This window comes from Phenylobacterium sp. FG114 (assembly GCF_057809855.1).
Window position 1 is genome coordinate 49,989 of record NZ_JBMDKU010000020.1, and the last position, 18,828, is coordinate 68,816.

The window sequence follows — 18,828 nt, forward strand, 5'->3', positions numbered from 1 at the left end:
TCGGCATTCGCTCCCGGCATATTGGTCGGGGTGTTACCTATTGAAATGGAGATTGGCTGTGCAGTGGAGCGAGCTTGAGGATCAAGCATGTTCTGTGGCCCGCACCTTGTCGGTGATAGGCGACCGTTGGACGCTCATGATCCTGCGCGACTGCTTCCTGCGGGTCCGCCGCTTCGACGACTTTCAGGAGCGGCTCGGCATCGGGCGCCCCATCCTGTCTGACCGTCTGAACAAGCTGGTGGACGCCTTCGTGCTCACGAAGGTGGCCTATCAGAACAATCCGACGCGGTACGAGTATCGCCTGACGGCCAAGGGCCTCGACCTCTATCCGGTGATCATGTCGATCGTGCATTGGGGCGATGTGCACATGGCCGGCAAGAAGGGCCGGCCGGTGCTTCACCAGCATGTCAGGTGCAACTGCCAGTTCGATCCGGTGATGGTCTGCTCGGAATGTCACGAGGAGATTGATCCGAGGGAGGTTCGCACCGCGCCAGGACCGGGCGCCCGCCACCCGCAACACCTGCCCATTGACCTTGCCGAGGCGCTCCGCCGCGGGCCGAAGGAGAGGGCAGGGAGCGGCACCGAGGCCAGGCCGAAGGCCAAGGCGGGCGCCGGTGCGAAGCGGCCCGCGAAGGCGTCCGCAGGCGCGTGATCCCACCGACGCGCGACGCGGCGTGAGCGGCGCGCGGCCGTGGCGCATGCACCGGCCGGACCCGCTGGGCCGGCCTACGGGCGCCGCGCCCGCAGTCCTCGGTCCCGAGGACCGCCGCCTCGGCCTCCGTCCAGGCCGGATGGGCATCCAGAATGCGCCCGGCGTCGTCCACAGCGCTGCTCGGTCCAGCGACGCGGGTCTTGTCCCGGAGAAGCGCGAGGCGCGCGCGCGCCTTGACGGATACCAAAAAAGAACGCACTAAGGACGTGCTGGGAACCCGCCGTCCAGAGCGGACAGCTTTGCAAGAACATCGATGCGCGCCGCGAGGCTGCGCCGTCGTGCGCCCGGCGGGCGAAGGTGAGGAAACCATGGGCGAGACCCTGAACGCGACCGTCGACGTGGACAGCGGCTTCGCGCCCAAGGCCGTGGAGGTGAGCTACCGGGAAGACGGCTGCCTGATCCTGCGCTCGCCCATCGTTCTTACCGAGTGCCGGGCGCATCTGTGCGAATATCTGCGGGATTGGGCGGAGGAAGCGCCGGGGCGCACATACCTCGCCGAGCGCGACGCCTCCGGCGCGTGGCGGCACCTCACCTATGGGGAAGCCTGGCGCCGCGTTCGCGCGATCGCGCAATCGCTTCTGGACCGTGACCTCACGCAGGATCAGCCGATCGCCATCCTGACCGGCAATTCCATCGAGCACGCGCTCATCACCTTCGCCGGGATGGTGGCGGGCGTGCCCGTCGCGCCCATCTCGCCGGCCTATAGCCTGCATCCCGAAGGACTGACGCGGCTGGCGGGAATAGCCGAGATCCTCAAGCCCGCGATGGTCTTCGTGCAGACCACACGCGGCCTCGATCGGGTCAGGACGCTGCCGGGCCTGTCGAATGCCGAGTGGGTAAGCGTCGAGCCGGAAGCCACCACCACGAGCTTTGCGACGCTGGAGAGGGGCGAGGCCACGGCCGTGGTCGACTCGAGGCTGGCGGGCGCCGGACCCGACGATGTGGCCAAGATCCTGTTCACCTCCGGCTCCACGGGGACGCCGAAGGGGGTGCCGCAGACGCAGCGAATGCTCTGCAGTGCGATCCGCAGCGCGAGCCTGCTCGTCACCGACCAGGAGCCGCCGGTCGTGGTGGACTGGATGCCCTGGCACCACACCATGGGGGGCAACAACACCCTTCACGGCATCCTGCGGAGCGGCGGCTCGCTGTACCTGGACGACGGGCGCCCCACGCCGGACCTGATCGGCCGGACGATCCGGAACCTGAAGGAGATCCCCGTCACCTTCGTCCAGAACGTACCGGCCGGGATCCAGATGCTCGTCGAAGCGATGGAGCAGGACGAAGCGCTGCGGGCGAGCTTCTTCCAGCGTATCCGCCGGCTGCTCTACGCCGGCGCGGCGCTGCCGCGGGACACCTGGGAGCGCCTTCAGGCGCTGTCGATCGCGACCCGGGGGCGCCCCGTGGCCGTGAACTCGGGCTACGGGGCGACAGAGACAGCCCCCGGCATCTGCAGCGCCCACTGGGCCTGTGAAGGCCGCGGCGAGATCGGCCTTCCTCATCCGGGCGTGGAGGTGAAGCTGGTGCCCACCGGCGACCGTTACGAGATCCGCGCCCGCGGCTCAAACGTCATGCGGGGGTATCTCGGCCGCCCGGATCTCAACGAGGCGGCCTTCGACGAGGAGGGCTTCTACAAGATTGGCGACGCGGTCACCTTTGTCGACCCTCTGGATCCGCGGGCGGGCCTTCGCTTCGCCGGCCGCCTCAGCGAGAACTTCAAGCTGTCGAACGGCTCCTGGGTCATCACCAGCGAGTTGCGGTCCGCGGTGATCGCCGCGGCGCCGGCCATCGCCGAGGCGGTCGTCGCCGGCCAGGACAAGAACGATGTCCGGCTGCTGGTTTGGGCGGCGCCGGCGCTCAAGGCGGACCTGGCGCTCAACGGTCTCAGCGGTGAGGGCCTGGAGGCTGCGATAAGCGGGCGCATCGCCGACGCGCTGCGGGCCTACAATGACCAGAACGCCGGGGCGACCCGGCGCGTCGGGGCGTTCGCCGTTCTCACGGCGCCGCCCTCGCTCGGCGCCGGCGAAGTCACGGACAAGGGCAATGTGAACCAGCGCGCGGTGCTGGCCTCCCAGGCCGACCTCGTCGCGGACCTCTACGCCGCCAGGCCATCCGACCGCGTCGTCGTGCTCTAGCGCGAGCCATGGGTTCCAGCGCCCAGCCGCGCTCGGCCGACCCACCTCACGGAGACCGAAATGACCGCAAGGACGCTCGAAGAGGCCGTGGCCCGGAATTTCGCCGCGCTGGACGCGATGTTGAAGGGGGACAGCGGCGGCTACGTGGCGCTGCTCTCCGATCGTGACGACGTGACCTGGGGCAACCCGTTCGGACCCTTTGCCCGCGGCCGCGAGAAGGTCGTGGCCACCTTGGCCAGCGCGGCGGCGCGCATGCCGGGGGGCCGAGCCACCGATGCCGATCACGTGGCCACCTACCTGGCCGACTGCCTCGCGGTCGTGGTCCAGGTGGAACACGGGGAAAGGGCCGGGGAGGCGGACGCCCCGACGCCGGTGGCCCTGCGGGTCACCAGCGTCTATCGGTTGGAAGACGAGGCCTGGAAGCTTGTCCACAGGCATGCGGATCCGATCACGACGCCGCGCTAGGCAAGTCCCCTGATCGCCGGGGTAGCAGATCTCGTCCGGCCGCCGGCCTCAGCCGCGCGAGCGTAGCCGCAGCATCGGGAAGTGCTCGTAATGGCCGGCGCCGTTCCTCACCACCGGATCCTGCGAGGTGTAGGCCGCGATGTCCGCATCATCGGCGATCTGATAGAGCGACACGCCGTAGCCCCCCGCCGGATCCGCCACCGGTCCGTGGGCCGCGATCACGCCCTGGTCGAGCAGGTCGTCCAGGTAGGCCGCGTGCTGCTGCATCCACGCGCGTTCCTCGGCGCTCATCGTCGCGAGGAAATCGTCGCGAGGCGGGATGTACTTGCAGAGGAAGTACTTCATGGCGGATCCCGTCGCGCCTAGGCGGGCTGGGCCGCCATGGCGGCGACGATCTCTTCCTCGACGTCGCGGAGCCTGTCCTTCCCGAAGAACAGCTCCTTGCCGACGAGGAACGAAGGGCTGCCGAAGACCCCTGCGTCCACCGCTGCCTGGGTGTTGGCCAGGAGCTTCGACTTGACCGGGTCGCTTTGCGCCAGGCGCAGGATCTCGTCCTTGGGCAGGCCGGCTTCCACCAGGGAGGCGGCATAGACCTCCGGATCGTCCATCTTGCGGCCGCGAACCCACATGTCGTCATAGACCTGGTTGACGAAGGCCTCGAACACGCCGGCCTCCTGAGCCGCCACCGCGCCCCGCATCAGCTGGAGCGTGTTGACCGGGAAGTGCGGATTGAAGCGGAAGTCGGAGAGCCCGTGCTTCCTGAGGAAGCGCTCCGTCTCGCGACGTTCGTACTCGGGCTTGTTCTTGATGTGCGCGAATGCGGTGGCCGGCGACTGGTTGCCGGTGAGCTTGAAGACGCCGCCCAGGAGGATCGGCACATAGGTGAACCTGGCCCCGGTGCGGGCCTGGATCTTCGGGAGCACGCGATGGCACATGTAAGCGTTCGGGCTGCCGAAATCGAAGAAGAACTCAACGTTCATCTCTTTCCTCTCGTCGAAGTGCGCGGCTGCCGAATGCAGTCGATCCTTGAGTGTGAAAATTGCACTGACAGAGGAGCGCCTTATGTTCAAGCCCCGAATTGGGGCAAGTTCGGGCCGCCCGGGTGAATTGTTCCGGTGCGTTCACCGCGCGTCGAGTTAGTGGAGCTTGAGGGGCTTCGCGGGCGCGCTCATGAACGCCCGAGCCAGATGGTCTGCGATCGCCGCCGGCGCGAGGCTGGACGCGGCGGGCTGCCGGGAGCCCGGAGGGTAGAACTCCGGCAACGGCGTCCGTAACAGGCGGGGCAGGCCCAGGAAGCCGAGATAGCCGTCCGAACCGACCGGCGCGGCGATGTCCAGCCGGACGGCGGCGCGCCCGAGCAGGCCGCGACCCGCCTCCAGGGCCGGCCCGAGCCCGCCCACGGCCCTGAGGAAGGCGCGATCCGCGGCCTCCGGCTCGGCCAGGCAGGCGAGGGCGTTTTCCACCATGCCCGCCTGCAGCGGTCCATGAGCGCCGCCTTGGCGCTGGAAGGCCTGCGCCTGTCCGATCAGCGCGGGGCGCAAGGCGGGAACCACACGCGGATCATCCAAGGCGATCGCGAGGAGGCCGAAGGTGGCGTCGAACACGCGCATGGGCTGGCTAGAAAGCGCGAGCGCGCGGAGGTACTTCTCGATGACGGCGTCGCCGAAAGCGGCTGCGCCTCGCGCGGCCACGGCGCCGAACCAGAGCGACCGCTCCTGCACGAGGGGCAGGCTCGGGGTCCAGTTGATCCATTCAAAGCTGTCGGCCATGTCGACGAGCCAGACGTGGGCATCCTTCGCGGTCGCGAGGAGACTGAAGTGGCTGTTGGCCATGGCGAGCCGCCAGTAGGTCTGCAACGCGTGCCGGCGCGCGGGCGACGAACCCCTATCGGCCTGAAGATCGCGCCGCATCTCGTGGAGGCTGGCGATGCAGCGCGCGCCGAAGCGGTAGGCGGTGCGCTCCAACAGCGGCGTCCAACGCAGGAGTTCGGCCATGTCGCGTCGGGTGGGGTCCGCGCCGGGTTGAAGGACCACCGCCAGCATGCCGTCGGCCCGGGCCCGCGCGCCGGATCGGTCGATGCCGGCCTGCAGCCGCGGCGATAGCGCCGGGTCGCGGTGAAGAGCTTCGAAGAGGTCGAAGCAGGCCGCCAGCGGCGGCGCTCGACGGACCAGGACCGCATCACCGCCCGCCTCGAGGCGGGCCCATGTCTCGGACGAGCCCATCCGGACATGGACGGGTTCGAGATCGCCCGCGCCGCACTGCGAGCGCAACCACCTCTGGAGCTCCGTATCGCTCTCGAGCGCGAGCGCCGCAGCAAGGTCGCTCGCCATCTGCGCGATGTCGGCGCCAAGGTCCTCCTGGGATCCCATTGCGCGTCCTGCGGTCCTAGGCCGTTTGCGGCCCACCTGCGGCTGGGGGCGGATCCAGACCCAAGCGACCCCGAATGGCCCGCCGGGAATGTTCCAGGCGCGCGTCGGACTGTTCCGGATCCGGCTCGGCTCGCGCCAACGCTAGCGCTCCGACCAGCTCGGCCAGGATGGAATGGGCCTCCTGCGCCGGAGCTTCGCGTCCGGCCCCTGACAGGTGGCGCTGGACCAGAGCCGTCAGTCCGGCGAGTCCGTCCGCGAAGTTTGAGCGCGCCCCGTCCGGGAGCCGCTCGGCCTCGCCGACCAGTAGCGGCACCGGGCAGGTTCGGGAGAGGCGGTCCCGATGCGCCCGGCTGAGGTAGAAGTCCACATAGGCCGTCAGGGTCTCGGTCGCATCCAGCTTCCGCGAGGGCGAGGGTGTCGCCGCGGCCTTCGGCGAGAACATTTCCTGGATCCCGGCGGCGATCAGCTCGTCCCGCGATCGGAAGTGCGCATAAAAGCCGCCGTGCGTGATCCCGGCCGCCGCGGTGACGGCCCCGATGGTGGTGCCGGTGACGCCATGTCTGCGGAGCGATTCCGCAGTCGCCCGTAGGAGGCGCTGGCGAGTCCTGTCCTTCCGCCCGGCGTCGTATCGCATCGCACCACCGCCTGACCGCTCCCAATGGGTCTAAAAATAGAACGGACGTGAGATCTTGCAACATGCGAATGACGGCAGGGTCGTGAGAGGAGACTTGTCCATGCTTTCGGGGCCGGGGCGGTTGCTGCGCTGGTCGACCCATGCAAATAAAGTATGATTTTGACACGGATTAGCGCCGACTTGGCGGTTTGCCGGGTCCACGCCAACGGGGAGGAGGAGATGGATCTCACCTTTAGCGCCGAGCGCGAGGCCTCGAAGCCGTTCGCCGAACTCGGCGCCCCGCGCGCCTTGTTCGCTCCGGGGGTGGGCGGCAACGGCCCCGACGACATCGCTGCCGTGTTCGGGGGCTACACCGCCCTGGGCTGGGCGTCTTGACCCGCGCGCTGCGCCGTCCCGGCCCGCGTCGCGGGCCGGGGGAGACCCCCGTCGGGCGGGAGGCGATCCTTCGCGCCGCGTCGGACGTGTTCGACCGGGTCGGCTTCCGGGCAGCGACGGTGCGGGCCATCGCGGCGGAGGCCGGCGTAACCTCAGCGGCCCTCTATCACCATTTTGATGGGCGGGAGGGCCTGGTGCTGGCCGCCTGCGAGCCGAAGATGAGTGCGCTGAAGATGGAGTTGGAAACCCTCGGGCGCGCCGAAGGCGGTCCGATGAACCACGCGCTGGCGATCCTCGAGACCACCATGGCATGGGCGCTGCAGAACCTCGACATCTATGAACTCCTCTTCGCCGGAACCGCGGCGCAGGGGATGGACAAGGTGTGGGCCCTGGGCCGCGATCTGGAGACCGATTGCCTGCGGGAACTCGAAGCTGCGCTCAGCGGAGCCTTCGAATCCTCCCAGCAGGATCGCTCACGCGTCGAAACGGGCGCGCGCGCCCTGTGGGCGGCGGCCCACGGCGTCCTGTGCCTGTGCCTGCGCTTGGGTTGCCCGAGACCCGTGGGCGCCCTGCTGGCCGCCGCGGTGGAGCCGGTCCTGAGGGAGATGATCTCCACGTGGGCCGATCCGGCCGTACCGGCGACGCCCGCCCGCAGCTTCGCGGTGCACTGACCCGGCCGCGAGCCCGCCGGCGCCTTCGCGACCTCGACGGCAAGATCCGAGTGGACCGCGGGGGGCGCCCCTGGGGCAGACATATGCCTGCGGGGGCGTGGCCAACGTCTTCGTCCTGCCGCCGATCGGCCCACCCCGCCGGACGCTGAGGGTGTTTCAGCGAAGCCACCTAGCGCCGCGACCGAACGGCGCCAGCGTCGCAAGATGCCTTGACGAGTGCCAAAAAAGAACGCACTACGGTTACCGTCTGGCCAGGGCTGTCGCCCCGGTTGGACGACCATCCGCCCAGCAACAGGATCCCAAATGTCCGGCTCATCCATCTCAGAGAAGCCCTCCCGGAACGCCACGGCCGTAGTCGTCGGAGCCGGCGACTTCATCGGCGGCGAAATCGCCAAGCGGTTCGCGGCCGAGGGCTACACCGTCTTCATCGGGCGGCGGCAGGCCGAGAAGCTCGAGCCGCTGAAGGCCGAGATCGAGGCGGCGGGCGGGCGCGTGGTGGCCAAGGGCCTCGACGCCCGTGACGAGGATCAGATGATCGCCTTCTACGAGGAGGCCGAGCGCACGGCGCCAATCGAGGTGTCGATCTTCAACATCGGCGCCAACGTCAACTTCCCGCTGGTCGAGACCACCTCGCGCGTCTTCCGCAAGGTCTGGGAGATGGCGTGCTACTCGGGGTTCCTCAGCGGCCGCGAAGCGGCCAAGCACATGCTCCCTCGCGGGGCCGGCTCGATCTTCTTCACTGGAGCGACGGCCGGCCTGCGCGGCGGGATCGGATACGCGGCCTTCGCCAGCGCCAAGTTCGGGCTGCGCGCTGTGGCCCAGTCTACCGCGCGGGAGCTTGGGCCGCAGGGGATCCACGTCGCCCACCTGGTCATCGATTCCGGCGTGGACACGGCCTGGGTGCGCGAGCGCATGCGCGAGGCCGCCGGGGACGGTCCCATGCCCGATCGCGTCCTGATGCGTCCGGCGGCGGTGGCCGAGGCCTACTGGGCTCTGCACCAGCAGCCCAGGGACGCCTGGACCTTCGAGCAGGAGATCCGGCCCGCGGGCGAACCCTGGTGAGCGCGCGCGCGTTGACCACCCTCTCGTCGCCCCTGCGAGGCGGTAGCTCCCGCCGCGTATTGACCCGGTGAGCCGCGGCGGTTTGCCATGTATCTGACGACGGATCGCATCCGGTGAGGGGAGAGGAGCCCGAGGTTCCGCTCACCCGCGCCGGGGTGGTCCTGGTGCTTGGCGGAGCACTCGCGTGCCTGAGCCAGAGCGGGTGGGTCCAGCCCGGCGGCGCGATGTCCGAGACCTTCCTTGTGGGCGGGGTGTTCCTGATCGCAGGCGGTGCCGTGGCGACCTTCCTCGTGCTGCATGCACACTGGAAGGACCGGCGTTAGCGAAGGCTTTGGCGCCATCTACAGCATGCGATCCCGGACGTCCGCATGCAGCAACATCCAACTCCGAGGCAGGTCGTTAAAAGCACAGGTGATCGCCTTCTAGGCGGTGCTACCCAAACTACGCCGACTTCCTCATTCTCGACGCCAACCCGCTCGATGACGATGCAACTACAAGCGCGTCCACACGATCTACCAGGGCGGGCGCAAGATCGACCGCGCCGCGTTGCCCGTGAAGCGGGTCGTGACCGACTATCCGAGGTTCGAACCGGCATGGCGCGGCGAGCTTGTTAGGTCATGGTGAGATTTGCTAGCGCCACCTGAACAGCGCTGAAAACGGCGGCGATTGCGCTCGCGATGCTGCTGGTATGGTTGCTGGTATTTCTCGCAAAATTGCAGCGTTTTCTCTCGGGAATGTGAGTCCTGCCGGGCCGACCAGCGAGCGGTTCAGCTATTCCCGAGGGTGCAACAAGGCGGGCCAGGGCCTCCTAGATCCAGTCGCCGGCACGCTGCGCGGGCCGCCAGATCAGGACAGTCGAACTCTCGATCGCCGCCGGCCTGCTTTACCTCGCCGATGCGGTGCGTGAGGAAGCATCAGGCGGCGTGGCGGATGGGAACAACGTTGGAAGTGCGCGACGGGAAGCACCATTTCGACCAGGCCTTCATGACGACCCGGCGCCGCGCCAGCCACCGATCCCTGAGGTAAGCGGCGCTTGTCTGGCCGCCGATCCGATGCGCGATGCAGGTCTCCATCAACTCGCGATCGAACGGCGCATGCGTTCCGTGCGGGATGGCTGAGCCCCAGCCCACCAGCGAAGTCCTGAAGCCGTGGGTGGTCACGGCGGGATTGATGCGTTTGACCGCCATCCACACAGCCTGGTGGCTGTAGGCCTCTCCGGTCTGCGGGCTCGGGAAGATGAGGGCCTTCGGGTTGGGTTTGCGGCATGGCCGAACTTGCCGCAACAGGCGCGCCATCGCGGGGCTGATGGGCACCTCATGGGCTTCACCCCGCTCATCGTCTTCCATCTTCATCCGGCTCGCCGGCACGGTCCAGATCCGGCGTTTCCAGTTGATCTCGCCCCAGATCGCGCGTGTCGCTTCCTTGTCGATGCGGACACCGGTGAGAATCGCCCACTCCACGATCCGCGCACTCACCAGAGGATCGGCTCGCAACTGCGCCATGAAGGCAGGCACGTCCTCGTAAGGCAGGGAGGGATGGTGCTTGGTGACGTGTTTGCGGCGTCGCCCCATCATGTCGGCGATCAGGCCGGGGTCGGCCGGGTTTGCAAACGGTTCGTCGGGGCGGATGTTGCGGTGACGGTGTTTCAGGACCCTGCCGACCCGCTGGCAAATGACGACCGCCTGAGTGGGCGTCGCATACCAGTAGGGCAGCAAGAGCGCCTTCACGTCGGTGGCTTTAATCTCATCGATGGGAAGCGCGCCAAACGACCCCGTGGTTTCCGTCATCTGACGCAGCCAGCCGCTGAGGCCCTTCGGCGGCGCCAGAGTCACAGCGTGGGTCGTCGCCCAATCCGCGAACGAAGGCGAATGAAGGCCGACCTTCGGCTCCTCCTCCTCGGGCGCCCCAGGCTTCTTGCCGTCCCGCAGGAGTAGCCGGTCCGCGTCACGAACAGCGCGTGCGTCCGCAAGGCTGGTCTCCTCCGGGTAAGCGCCCGGGATGGCGCGTTCGGCGCCTTTTCCTCGCCACTGAAACCGGTGAATGAAGTGGCGATGACCCCCGGCGGTGACCTCGAAGAACAATCCGCCGCCGATCGCGAGGCGACGAACCAAGACGCCCGTTGCATTCACATACGGCTTGAATCCGCGGACTTCCCTGTCCGTGACGGTGGCGTTCGTCATGGCTGCGTCCTACAACTCGCCCTACAACTTCGCCCACTACTAGGGGCTACCGAACGAAACACCTTGGAAGCCAGAAGTGCAATACGTCATTGAACTTGTTGGGAAAATGGAACGGGAAGAAATGGCCCGAAACAGGTTTTGAGTTTCTGGCGCAAAATAGCCGGCCTCGCAGCGCGCAAGGTCGATGAGGCGGAATGCGATGTCTGCCCGCCCGGGCTGCCGGGTGAAGATCCCGCGTTCTCGACGGCCGTGACGGCGCTGGGCGCGAAGCTCGCGAAGGCCGACGGCGAGGCGCAGGCGTCCGAGTACGACACCTTCCACATGGTCTTCCAGGCCGACCCCGGCAGCGAGGGCAATATCCGCCGGCTCTACCAGCTCGCCCGTCAGACGACGCGTGGGTTCGAGGGCTATGCTCGCCGCCTGAAGAAGCGCTACGGCGCCTGCCCGCAACTGCTGGAGGACGTGCTGGACGGCCTCTTCCACATTGCGGCGTCGGATGGCGTGGTGACCGCGGACGAGCTGGCCTACCTCGAGCGGGTGGCCGAGCTGTTCGGCCTGTCGCCGCTCACCTTCCGCCGGCTGAAGGCCACGCACCTGGGCGCCGCGAACGACGATCCGTATGTCATTCTCGGGCTTGCCCCCGACGCATCGGACGAGACGGTGCGTGCCGCCTGGCGCGAACAGCTCTCGCAATCGCACCCCGACCGCGCCCGCTCGCGCGGTCTTCCGCCCGAGTTCGTCGAGGTGGCCGAGGCCAAGGCGGCCAGCATCAACGCCGCCTATGCGCAGATCGTGCGCGAGCGCCGGGCGATGCGGCTGGAAGGTGCGGCATGACCGCCGTTCGTCGCGTTCCAGACGCTTCGGCGGTTGACGTCTGGAACCAGTGTGCTGACATGAACCTTTCACGGAACGCCCCGGGCGCCCCGCTGAGGAGCTGAAATGGTCAAGGACTTCGCCGCGCATGAGGGCTCCGCCCTTCGCAGCCTGGCCGCCGTCGGCGCCGCTCTCGCGACGACCGGAGCGGTCATTGTCGGCGCGGTCCTCGCGGTGTTCGCCGCCGCGACGGTGGCGGTGATCGCGGTGATGGGTTCGGCCCTACTGGCCTTTGCCGGGCTCGCCATGCGCGCTCGCCGCACGGTCCGCGCCCGTCGCGCCCCGGCGGTCGACGGCGTCATCGAAGCTCGCCACCTGGGCGGCCATCACTGGGTCGCCTACGGCTGGAACGAGCGGCGCTAATTCGTCCCTCCAGGCTCTGATCTGCCACGGCCGCGCACGTCGGCCTTGCCCGCGCCGCGCCGCGCCTCTACCGTCCATTCAAACATCTGTTGGGAGGACGGCATGACCATTGGCGTGATCGCGAAACTGCCTATTCAAGAAGGCAAGTCGGCGGAGTTCGAGGCCTTCTTCACCGAATTGGCCAAGCAGGTGCGCGCCAACGAGCCGGGCAACATCGCCTATCAGCTCACCAAGAGCCGGACCGAGCCCAACGTCTACAAGGTGCTGGAGCTCTACAAGGACCAGGACGCCCTGACCCATCACGGCGGCACCGACTATTTCAAGGCCGCCGGCCCGAAGTTCGCGGGCGTGCTCGCCGGCCGTCCCGAGATCGAATACCTCGACGGCGTGGGCTGACCGCCATGGACCTGGATTTCTCCCAAGAGGACCTGGATTTCGGCAAGGAGGTCCGCGCCTTCATCGCCGAGGCGTTCGACGACGACATGCGGGCCAAGCTCTCGCAGTCCAAGAACAACCACCTCGACAAGGAAGCCCAGGTCCGCTGGCTCAAGCGGCTGGGCGAGAAGGGCTGGATCGCGCCCGACTGGCCCGTCGAATATGGCGGCACCGGCTGGAGCCTGGGCAAGAAGTACGTCTTCGACATGGAGATGGCCCTGGCCGGCGCGCCCGCCACCTCGAACATGGGCCTGCGTATGTGCGCGCCCGTGGTGATGGCCTTCGGCACGCCCGAGCAGAAGGCGCAGCACCTGCCCAAGATCCTCGCCACCGACGTCTGGTGGTGCCAGGGCTATTCCGAGCCGGGCTCGGGCTCCGACCTGGCGTCGCTGGCGCTGAAGGCGGAGCGGGACGGGGACCACTACGTCCTGAACGGCTCGAAGACCTGGACCACGCTGGCCCAATGGGCCGACTGGATGTTCTGCCTCGTGCGGACCAGCCAGGAGGACATCCGCCAGAAGGGCATCTCGTTCCTGCTGATCGACATGAAGACGCCGGGCATTTCGATCCGCCCGATCGTCACGCTCGACGGCCCGCCCGAGGGCGAGCAGGAGATCAACGAGACGTTCTTCGACAACGTGCGGGTGCCGGTGGCGAACCGGATCGGCAAGGAAGGCGAGGGCTGGACCTACGCCAAGTACCTGCTGCAGTTCGAGCGCGGTAACGCCTACGCGCCGGGCCTGCAGAACCAGCTCCGCAAGGTGCGCAAGATCGCGGGCATCGAACGGTCGGACGGCGGCGGCTCGATGATGAGCGACCCGGACTTCCGCAAGAAGCTCTCCGAGGTCGAGATCAAGGTCGAGGCCTTGAACGCCACCGAGCTGCGCATCTTCGCCGGCCGCGCCAACGGCGACGCCATGGGCGCGGTCTCCTCGATGCTGAAGCTGGAAGGCAGCCAGATGCAGCAGGCGATCACCGAGCTCGCGCTCGAGGCCGCCGGCGTCTACGCCCAGCCCTTCGTGCAGGACACCTGGAGCCACCTGAAGGACCCCAGCGCCAACTACTTCCGCGCCGGCCAGGACTACTCCGCCACGGTCGCGCCGACCTACTTCAACTACCGCAAGACCTCGATCTACGCCGGCTCGAACGAGATCCAGCACAACATCATGGCGAAGATGGTATTAGGTCTGTAACAGGCCGTTTCACCGAACTTCGTTCTGTTTCAAGCTCCTGAAAACGTTGAATTTCACGTTTTCAGGAGCGTGCGCCATTGTGCGTTGATTTACTGAATTCCGCGACCTATTTGTGACCCCGGTCGCGGGCGGTCGGTGCTGCTCCCTGACTATTCTGAGTGGGTTTGCGGCATGGCGAAGACGCGACTTACGAATGCTTTCTGCAATGCGGTGAAAGCTTCAGAAACCGGACGGGTATCCTATAGCGATCCAGATGTCGCTGGCCTGGAGTTTCGTGTGTCGGGCGATGGCGGCAAGGCTTGGAGCTTCCGCTATCGAACGCGTCTCGGACGTCAGGGCCGCGTCACCCTCGGGCAGCATTCGAAGGCGTTCGGCCTCAAGGACGCACGCGACGCCGCACGCAAGCTGAAGGTTGCGGTCGCCGAGGGCCGTGACCCCGCCAACGAGCTTCGCGTTGCGAAGACCCAGGCCGCGACAGAGCACCTCAGGACGTTCGGCGACCTCGCCGATGAGTACTTCAAGGCGACAGAGCTCGGTCGCTACCGCCCGAAGCGCGCTTCAAGCCTGAAGCTCGAGAAGATGGTCTACCGCGTGCACATCGAGGGCGGTCTCTCGCGGATGCCGCTCGAAAGCGTCAGTCGCCGCCTTATTAGGGGGGCTCTCCACCGCATTCTCGACCGCGGTGTGACGAGCCAGGCTGTCAGGGCCCAGGCGATCATTCGGCAGATCCTTGCCTATGGCGTCAGCGAGGAGCGGCTCCAGTTCAATTGCATCTCCAGCCTGCCCGCAGTCGCGCCGACGAACGTGCGTCTTCGCGTCTACTCCGACACCGAACTGAAGCGCATCTGGGCGGGGGTCTTGGCCCCCGACGCCCTCACCGTGCCGAGCGCTCGAGCAAACACTCGACGCGATGGGTCGGTCGTCCAGGTCAGTCGTCCGATGCGGATCGCCATCCAGCTCGTCATGCTGCTCCTTCAACGGCGATGCGAGGTTCTGGGCATGGCGAAGGCTGAACTCGATCTGGAGCACGGTGTGTGGACCATTCCGCCGGAGCGCATGAAGCAGAAGAGGACGCATATCGTCCCCCTGTCGCCGTGGGCGGTGGAACTGGTCAGGGAAGCGATCAGTCTCTCGGTCGACCGCGGTTCGCCGTTCGTGTTCCCCGGGAAGAATGACGCGACAAAGCCCATGCGTGGGCCGTCCATGAACTGCGCCCTCAACACAATCCTCTGGGCCCTGGGTATCGAAGACGGGACCATCCACGACCTGAGACGGACGGGCTCGACAATGATGACAAGCGAGCGCTTAGGCATCTCGCCGTTCATACGCAGCAAGGTGCTCGGCCACTACGACGCGGGTGGCGGCGCGCAGGTCTCCATGAACCGCTACGACGCGAACACCTACCTGAGCGAGAAGCGCGCAGCGCTGAGGGCCTGGCAGACCCTTTTTGCACGCATCGTGGGAGAAGATCGGGAGAGCGTCGGGGCGCCTCGCTTCGATGTGCCCCCGAGCTTCAGTTCGAACCTTCCCTTCGGTGCGGCCAGCGCATCTCCGGGAAGCGGTGCGAGAGCCAATGTCTTTGCCGGACTGGGCGGGGCGACGAGCGGATGGTAGCTCGCCGCGGGCCACGGAGAGCGATGCCCCATGAACAGCGTTGGGCGAGCGGAGGCATTGTCTTCGGCCAGGAAGTTGGTGAGAACCCTGGATAGTTCGCCTGACCCATTGAGGCAGGCGCGAGCCGCGGTCGCCCTCCTGATGAAGGAGACGGGGTGGCGGTCGAACGAGAAGCGCCGAATTCTAGCCCTTGCGAATTGGCTTGCGGGCCGGCCATCGCCAACAGTCTTGAAGCTTCAGTGTCAGCAATTGCTGCGCTCGCTGCTGGACTGACTGCAGGATGGAGGCCGCCAGCCGGATGACCCTCCGCCAGCATAGACGATCACCGACCTCCGCCTGGTCGGTCACCTCGACGGCAACACCTTCACGCCCGCAAGCAGACCTTCTCAAGGTCGCAGAGGGGTGGAAAGGGGACGCAGCGCGGACCCCTTCTGCACAGCTTCAGAGTATCGTTCGCTAATGCACGTCAGATCGATACTCGGGCTGATCACCATCGCGGTCGCGGGATGTACTGCGCGGTCAGCCGATCTGGCCTCACATGCTCTTGGGCTAGAAGCGATGCCTGCGTCAGTGCGCGACGTGCACTGCAAGAGCTGGGGCGCAACAGACGTGCTGACCACCTGTTCCTTCACGCTCAAACCCCAAGAATTTCCGCGGCTGCTCGTGGGCCTCCGATGGACGGCTGCACCGGCAACAGGCGGTAGCTACAGCTACGGCTCGGGTCCACGCGTTGGAGCGGAGTTCCCGGTCGCGGTCGAGTATGTGTCTACACCCCGAAGAGCGCCGCATGGCGGCTCCGTGAGGCTGGTGACGAACGCGGCGCGCACCCGAGCGCAAGTCGACCTCTACATTGAGTAGGAAGGCCCACTAAGGTCGACTTCGGACCATGGCTGGCCACCGACGAGCGGTCGTTCAAGGCGTCACGCCTCAGCGATCGTCCCGAACGTTAGCGCGAGGCCCGGCTAGGCGATCCTGGGGCTCCATCCCGATGGTAGGGGACATGCTGTCACGCCGCGGACCGAGTGATCTCGATCATGACTGGCATCTCAGTCCCGCCGGAGTTCGTAGCCTCGGCCTCCCAAACGTGCACTGCACGCCAGTCGGCCCCGCCCTTGTGCCATCCCGTCACCTCCCCGCCATTAATGTGCTGGCGAAAGTCCGGCTTGCCCAAGGGGCTGCCCAAAACGGGGGTGCGCTGGAAGCTTCCGGTTAGTGGTGCTTCGGACTTCTGGCGCCGGTACACCCGGCAATAGGACGTTCCGCCCAATCGCCCAGTTGCGATGATCATGTTCCCGTCTGGCGACAACGCGACGTCGGACCAAGCCACCATGTCGTTGCCGACAACCTGAGCCGGGATTTGGTCGCGGGAGAGGATAGGCCAGTTCAGCTTGCGAATGGTCTCGGCAATCTCGCCGTGAGACGTTGGCGTAATGCAGACGGCTTGCGCTGCATCCTCGGCCGCAGCGAAGGCTACCGGGCCACGGGGGCGATGGGGGCCGCAGCTTGCCAGGGCGGCGAGGAGGAGACACAGCGCGAGTGGACGTACCATAGGCTTCTCCAGCGCAGCCGCACGGGAAGGTTGCACCATGCCTTGTATGACACTGGCGATCAATGTCCTCGGGTGCGCGAACGGTCTTCGGCCTCCCGCCCGCTTCAGGACGTCCGACCTTCGGACCCGAGAGCGGACGTTCAGAACGTCAGCAACGGGTGGCCGACGTTGACCTGCAACGCTGCCGGGACGACGCTCCAAGGATGACCGCCCCCCAAATCGACACGACCTGGATGAGGAGGCACTGGCCTCTCTTGGTCGCGCGTTGGGCCGTATTTTCGCTGGTCCTGTGCGGGATCGCCTTGGCGACCGGCGCCGATCTTGGTGCTTCTGCCGTCCTAGGCGTGGTCGGCGGAGGCGTGCTCAATGCCGCTTGGTGCTTGGTCGCCTAGAGTTCCCAAAGGGTGGATTGCGAAAGTTGCGGGGCTTATCATTCCGTCAGGGGCTTGGGGGCGGATATATGACTTCAACGATCCAGCGAGCACTTGATTTCCAGGGCCGCTCCTCGCGCCGCGAGGTGTGGATTTTCCATATGATGGTGGTCTTCGCGGGGGTGCTGCTCGCGATAGGCAACAGCGTCGCCCTGGAGATCATCAACGCCGATGCCGTTAACTACGTCTTCGTGGCGCTCTTCATCTTGCTAATGGCTTTGTCGGCCTTTCCTTACGCCTCTCTTTTCGCGCGTCGGATGCATGACTTGGGATACAGCGGCTGGTGGGCCTTGATCCTTCTTGTCCCCCTGGTTGGGGGACTAGTCTTGCTCGCGCTCTTCTTGATGCCTGGAAATCCGGATTTGAACCGGTTTGGCGCCCCGCCCAACGCTGGGTTTGGCCTATCCTAGGTCTGCAACGGGCCGCGCCCGCTTACGAAACCACCGCCACCTAGCTGACCTTCGCCGTTCTCTCCGACCCGGGCGCCAGGAACGATTGTGAGGAGTGGGAAGGGGAAGTTTCACACGCTAGGGTCCCGTCATGGATAGGCAGGACCCGCATTTCCGCGCGGTCGTGAGGGCGAAGTGGTTCGCGGCAGCCTTCGCACTGTTCTGCGTCGGCTTTGCTGCTCTCGCTCACGCGAACCTCTTGGGCCAGCGTCAGCAAGACGCCCCGGCGTTGGTCCGTATGGCGTTAGCCGGGTCAGGCATGTTCGTCCTCGCGTGGTTCGCGATCTGGTTTGTGACGCGCAAGGTCCGCTAAGGGTCGCGACCCGTCTCCGCGCTGCTGCCGCATAGCGGACAGTCACCGCCCGTCCGTTCAGCGGACCTCCTCGTCGTCGCGATGTGGTAGGCGGACGTCAGTCCGCGTCGTCGTCGACACCAAAGCCGTACGATTCGAGTTCAAACCCAGTGAACGTGCCGCCCTTGTCGCTGAACTCCTCCAAGGACCGCCGCAGGGTGTCGACGGCTAGGCACAACGCTTGAAGCGGGTCTCCGCCAACAACGTCGTCCACGAAGAGGAAGCTCGGCATAACGAGCCGGAGGGGACAAAGCCAAGTCGCGGCTTCGTCGTCGGAGGGGAAGGGAGCGCCGAGTTCCACCTCGATGGTGAAGGCCTCGCCCTCATTGGTGTGCGCATCGATCGAATGCCTGACCATGGCGGGATTGTCGGCCCACGTCGTGAAAGGCCCGCTAAGGGTCGCGAACCGTCACTGTGCCGCTGCCGCAGAGCAGACGTTGCTCGTCCGCCCCGCAGCGGACCCTGGCGGCGTCACGACAGGGTGGCCAGCGGATATTGCCACTGCCTAGGGCAGCCAGCCGGGACGCGTTCGTTCTTCGGCGGTCGATGCGCGGAGACCGAGCGCAACGTCCCACGCTTGGTAGCCGGAGACGACCTTGCCTCTGCCGCAGTTCGCCGCGCGGATGACGAAGTACGGCGGGTCGAGCCAACTTGCGGCATCGCGAACGCCGATCAGCACCTTCAGGGTTCCACGATGCTCGGTCATGGAGGCCTTCTCCAAATCCCAGCTCGCGAAATTCTCGCCAAGCGCAGCCTGTGCGGTTGGACGTACGACCCGGCTCCGGAAGTCCGTCTCATCGATCCGACATTTGGCAGCGGCAACGGCCAAGGGAACGGTTGCGATGGCGCCAGCCATTAGCGACAGGAAAGTCACACGCGCCATGTCCATCGCCGAAGTCTGACCTCCGGGCCCAGGGTCCGCAATTGATGCTGTGGACGGCTCTCCACCACCCGCGGGAGCATAGCTCC

Annotated in this window: 21 protein-coding genes; 13 read left to right on the forward strand and 8 right to left on the reverse strand. The window is 66.6% G+C overall.

Annotated elements, in window-relative coordinates; all coding sequences use genetic code 11:
• Nucleotides 1-112: 112 nt before the first annotated feature.
• The 3 genes from ACODSY_RS24185 (at nucleotide 113) to ACODSY_RS24195 (ending at nucleotide 3,309) form a co-directional block, all read left to right on the forward strand.
• Nucleotides 113-652: a winged helix-turn-helix transcriptional regulator gene (locus ACODSY_RS24185; protein WP_488954487.1), complete on the forward strand. Its 540-nt coding sequence runs from the start codon at nucleotides 113-115 to the stop codon at nucleotides 650-652.
• Nucleotides 653-1,020: 368 nt separating this feature from the next.
• The gene (locus ACODSY_RS24190; protein ID WP_488954466.1) at nucleotides 1,021-2,844 is read left to right on the forward strand and encodes an AMP-binding protein; all 1,824 of its coding nucleotides are present in this window, start codon (nucleotides 1,021-1,023) and stop codon (nucleotides 2,842-2,844) included.
• Between the two features lie 60 nt (nucleotides 2,845-2,904).
• Entirely contained in the window at nucleotides 2,905-3,309 is a 405-nt protein-coding gene (locus ACODSY_RS24195; protein ID WP_488954467.1) for a YybH family protein, read from the forward strand.
• Between the two features lie 48 nt (nucleotides 3,310-3,357).
• Here ACODSY_RS24195 and ACODSY_RS24200 read toward each other — a convergent pair whose 3' ends face one another.
• From ACODSY_RS24200 to ACODSY_RS24215, 4 genes are all read right to left on the reverse strand, one after another.
• Entirely contained in the window at nucleotides 3,358-3,654 is a 297-nt protein-coding gene (locus ACODSY_RS24200) for a YciI family protein (RefSeq protein WP_488954468.1), read from the reverse strand.
• Nucleotides 3,655-3,671: 17 nt separating this feature from the next.
• Complete coding sequence (locus ACODSY_RS24205) at nucleotides 3,672-4,289, reverse strand: 2-hydroxychromene-2-carboxylate isomerase (RefSeq protein ID WP_488954469.1); 618 nt, start codon at nucleotides 4,287-4,289, stop codon at nucleotides 3,672-3,674.
• Nucleotides 4,290-4,445: 156 nt separating this feature from the next.
• Nucleotides 4,446-5,678, reverse strand: a complete 1,233-nt coding sequence (locus ACODSY_RS24210; protein ID WP_488954470.1) for a hypothetical protein — start codon at nucleotides 5,676-5,678, stop codon at nucleotides 4,446-4,448.
• Nucleotides 5,679-5,694: 16 nt separating this feature from the next.
• Nucleotides 5,695-6,312, reverse strand: coding sequence for a TetR/AcrR family transcriptional regulator (locus tag ACODSY_RS24215; protein WP_488954471.1), 618 nt, complete (start codon nucleotides 6,310-6,312; stop codon nucleotides 5,695-5,697).
• Between the two features lie 219 nt (nucleotides 6,313-6,531).
• Between ACODSY_RS24215 and ACODSY_RS24220 the strand changes: the two genes are divergently transcribed.
• The 4 genes from ACODSY_RS24220 (at nucleotide 6,532) to ACODSY_RS24235 (ending at nucleotide 8,743) form a co-directional block, all read left to right on the forward strand.
• Nucleotides 6,532-6,687 (forward strand): hypothetical protein, encoded by a 156-nt coding sequence (locus tag ACODSY_RS24220; protein ID WP_488954472.1) that lies wholly within the window; start codon nucleotides 6,532-6,534, stop codon nucleotides 6,685-6,687.
• Nucleotides 6,684-7,358: a TetR/AcrR family transcriptional regulator gene (locus tag ACODSY_RS24225; protein ID WP_488954473.1), complete on the forward strand. Its 675-nt coding sequence runs from the start codon at nucleotides 6,684-6,686 to the stop codon at nucleotides 7,356-7,358. Before ACODSY_RS24220 ends, ACODSY_RS24225 begins: the two co-directional genes overlap by 4 nt.
• 303 nt (nucleotides 7,359-7,661) lie before the next feature.
• Nucleotides 7,662-8,420, forward strand: coding sequence for an SDR family NAD(P)-dependent oxidoreductase (locus ACODSY_RS24230; RefSeq protein ID WP_488954474.1), 759 nt, complete (start codon nucleotides 7,662-7,664; stop codon nucleotides 8,418-8,420).
• 113 nt (nucleotides 8,421-8,533) lie between these two features.
• Nucleotides 8,534-8,743, forward strand: coding sequence for a hypothetical protein (locus ACODSY_RS24235; protein WP_488954475.1), 210 nt, complete (start codon nucleotides 8,534-8,536; stop codon nucleotides 8,741-8,743).
• A 591-nt stretch (nucleotides 8,744-9,334) separates the two neighbouring features.
• Here the strand turns inward: ACODSY_RS24235 and ACODSY_RS24240 are convergent.
• Nucleotides 9,335-10,600, reverse strand: coding sequence for a tyrosine-type recombinase/integrase (locus tag ACODSY_RS24240; protein ID WP_488954476.1), 1,266 nt, complete (start codon nucleotides 10,598-10,600; stop codon nucleotides 9,335-9,337).
• 138 nt (nucleotides 10,601-10,738) lie between these two features.
• On the opposite strand from ACODSY_RS24240, the gene ACODSY_RS24245 reads away from it, so the two are divergent.
• The 5 genes from ACODSY_RS24245 (at nucleotide 10,739) to ACODSY_RS24265 (ending at nucleotide 15,078) form a co-directional block, all read left to right on the forward strand.
• Nucleotides 10,739-11,434: a TerB family tellurite resistance protein gene (locus ACODSY_RS24245; protein WP_488954477.1), complete on the forward strand. Its 696-nt coding sequence runs from the start codon at nucleotides 10,739-10,741 to the stop codon at nucleotides 11,432-11,434.
• A gap of 105 nt (nucleotides 11,435-11,539) precedes the next feature.
• Nucleotides 11,540-11,836 carry a hypothetical protein gene (locus ACODSY_RS24250; RefSeq protein WP_488954478.1) on the forward strand — a complete coding sequence of 99 codons (297 nt, stop codon included), beginning with the start codon at nucleotides 11,540-11,542 and terminating at the stop codon, nucleotides 11,834-11,836.
• A 102-nt stretch (nucleotides 11,837-11,938) separates the two neighbouring features.
• Nucleotides 11,939-12,232: a putative quinol monooxygenase gene (locus tag ACODSY_RS24255; RefSeq protein ID WP_488954479.1), complete on the forward strand. Its 294-nt coding sequence runs from the start codon at nucleotides 11,939-11,941 to the stop codon at nucleotides 12,230-12,232.
• Between the two features lie 5 nt (nucleotides 12,233-12,237).
• Nucleotides 12,238-13,464, forward strand: a complete 1,227-nt coding sequence (locus ACODSY_RS24260) for an acyl-CoA dehydrogenase family protein (protein WP_488954480.1) — start codon at nucleotides 12,238-12,240, stop codon at nucleotides 13,462-13,464.
• Between the two features lie 171 nt (nucleotides 13,465-13,635).
• Nucleotides 13,636-15,078 carry a tyrosine-type recombinase/integrase gene (locus tag ACODSY_RS24265; protein ID WP_488954481.1) on the forward strand — a complete coding sequence of 481 codons (1,443 nt, stop codon included), beginning with the start codon at nucleotides 13,636-13,638 and terminating at the stop codon, nucleotides 15,076-15,078.
• Between the two features lie 1,006 nt (nucleotides 15,079-16,084).
• Here the strand turns inward: ACODSY_RS24265 and ACODSY_RS24270 are convergent.
• A complete protein-coding gene (locus tag ACODSY_RS24270) occupies nucleotides 16,085-16,627 on the reverse strand; it encodes a hypothetical protein (RefSeq protein ID WP_488954482.1) in 543 nt (180 codons plus the stop codon).
• 460 nt (nucleotides 16,628-17,087) lie between these two features.
• Between ACODSY_RS24270 and ACODSY_RS24275 the strand changes: the two genes are divergently transcribed.
• Entirely contained in the window at nucleotides 17,088-17,468 is a 381-nt protein-coding gene (locus ACODSY_RS24275; RefSeq protein WP_488954483.1) for a DUF805 domain-containing protein, read from the forward strand.
• 449 nt (nucleotides 17,469-17,917) lie between these two features.
• On the opposite strand, the gene ACODSY_RS24280 is transcribed toward ACODSY_RS24275, so the two are convergent.
• Both ACODSY_RS24280 and ACODSY_RS24285 read right to left on the reverse strand, forming a co-directional pair.
• Nucleotides 17,918-18,217, reverse strand: coding sequence for a DUF6968 family protein (locus ACODSY_RS24280; protein ID WP_488954484.1), 300 nt, complete (start codon nucleotides 18,215-18,217; stop codon nucleotides 17,918-17,920).
• Between the two features lie 147 nt (nucleotides 18,218-18,364).
• Nucleotides 18,365-18,748, reverse strand: coding sequence for a hypothetical protein (locus tag ACODSY_RS24285; RefSeq protein ID WP_488954485.1), 384 nt, complete (start codon nucleotides 18,746-18,748; stop codon nucleotides 18,365-18,367).
• Nucleotides 18,749-18,828: the final 80 nt, after the last annotated feature.

Bases quoted from the DNA above. Each gene is read 5' to 3' on its own strand.
- ACODSY_RS24190 (WP_488954466.1), top strand. From the start codon at position 1,021: ATGGGCGAGACCCTGAACGCGACCGTCGACGTGGACAGCGGCTTCGCG.
- ACODSY_RS24195 (WP_488954467.1), top strand. From the start codon at position 2,905: ATGACCGCAAGGACGCTCGAAGAGGCCGTGGCCCGGAATTTCGCCGCG.
- ACODSY_RS24200 (WP_488954468.1), bottom strand. From the start codon at position 3,654: ATGAAGTACTTCCTCTGCAAGTACATCCCGCCTCGCGACGATTTCCTC.
- ACODSY_RS24205 (WP_488954469.1), bottom strand. From the start codon at position 4,289: ATGAACGTTGAGTTCTTCTTCGATTTCGGCAGCCCGAACGCTTACATG.
- ACODSY_RS24210 (WP_488954470.1), bottom strand. From the start codon at position 5,678: ATGGGATCCCAGGAGGACCTTGGCGCCGACATCGCGCAGATGGCGAGC.
- ACODSY_RS24215 (WP_488954471.1), bottom strand. From the start codon at position 6,312: ATGCGATACGACGCCGGGCGGAAGGACAGGACTCGCCAGCGCCTCCTA.
- ACODSY_RS24220 (WP_488954472.1), top strand. From the start codon at position 6,532: ATGGATCTCACCTTTAGCGCCGAGCGCGAGGCCTCGAAGCCGTTCGCC.
- ACODSY_RS24230 (WP_488954474.1), top strand. From the start codon at position 7,662: ATGTCCGGCTCATCCATCTCAGAGAAGCCCTCCCGGAACGCCACGGCC.
- ACODSY_RS24240 (WP_488954476.1), bottom strand. From the start codon at position 10,600: ATGACGAACGCCACCGTCACGGACAGGGAAGTCCGCGGATTCAAGCCG.
- ACODSY_RS24250 (WP_488954478.1), top strand. From the start codon at position 11,540: ATGGTCAAGGACTTCGCCGCGCATGAGGGCTCCGCCCTTCGCAGCCTG.
- ACODSY_RS24255 (WP_488954479.1), top strand. From the start codon at position 11,939: ATGACCATTGGCGTGATCGCGAAACTGCCTATTCAAGAAGGCAAGTCG.
- ACODSY_RS24260 (WP_488954480.1), top strand. From the start codon at position 12,238: ATGGACCTGGATTTCTCCCAAGAGGACCTGGATTTCGGCAAGGAGGTC.
- ACODSY_RS24265 (WP_488954481.1), top strand. From the start codon at position 13,636: ATGGCGAAGACGCGACTTACGAATGCTTTCTGCAATGCGGTGAAAGCT.
- ACODSY_RS24270 (WP_488954482.1), bottom strand. From the start codon at position 16,627: ATGGTACGTCCACTCGCGCTGTGTCTCCTCCTCGCCGCCCTGGCAAGC.
- ACODSY_RS24275 (WP_488954483.1), top strand. From the start codon at position 17,088: ATGACTTCAACGATCCAGCGAGCACTTGATTTCCAGGGCCGCTCCTCG.
- ACODSY_RS24280 (WP_488954484.1), bottom strand. From the start codon at position 18,217: ATGGTCAGGCATTCGATCGATGCGCACACCAATGAGGGCGAGGCCTTC.
- ACODSY_RS24285 (WP_488954485.1), bottom strand. From the start codon at position 18,748: ATGGACATGGCGCGTGTGACTTTCCTGTCGCTAATGGCTGGCGCCATC.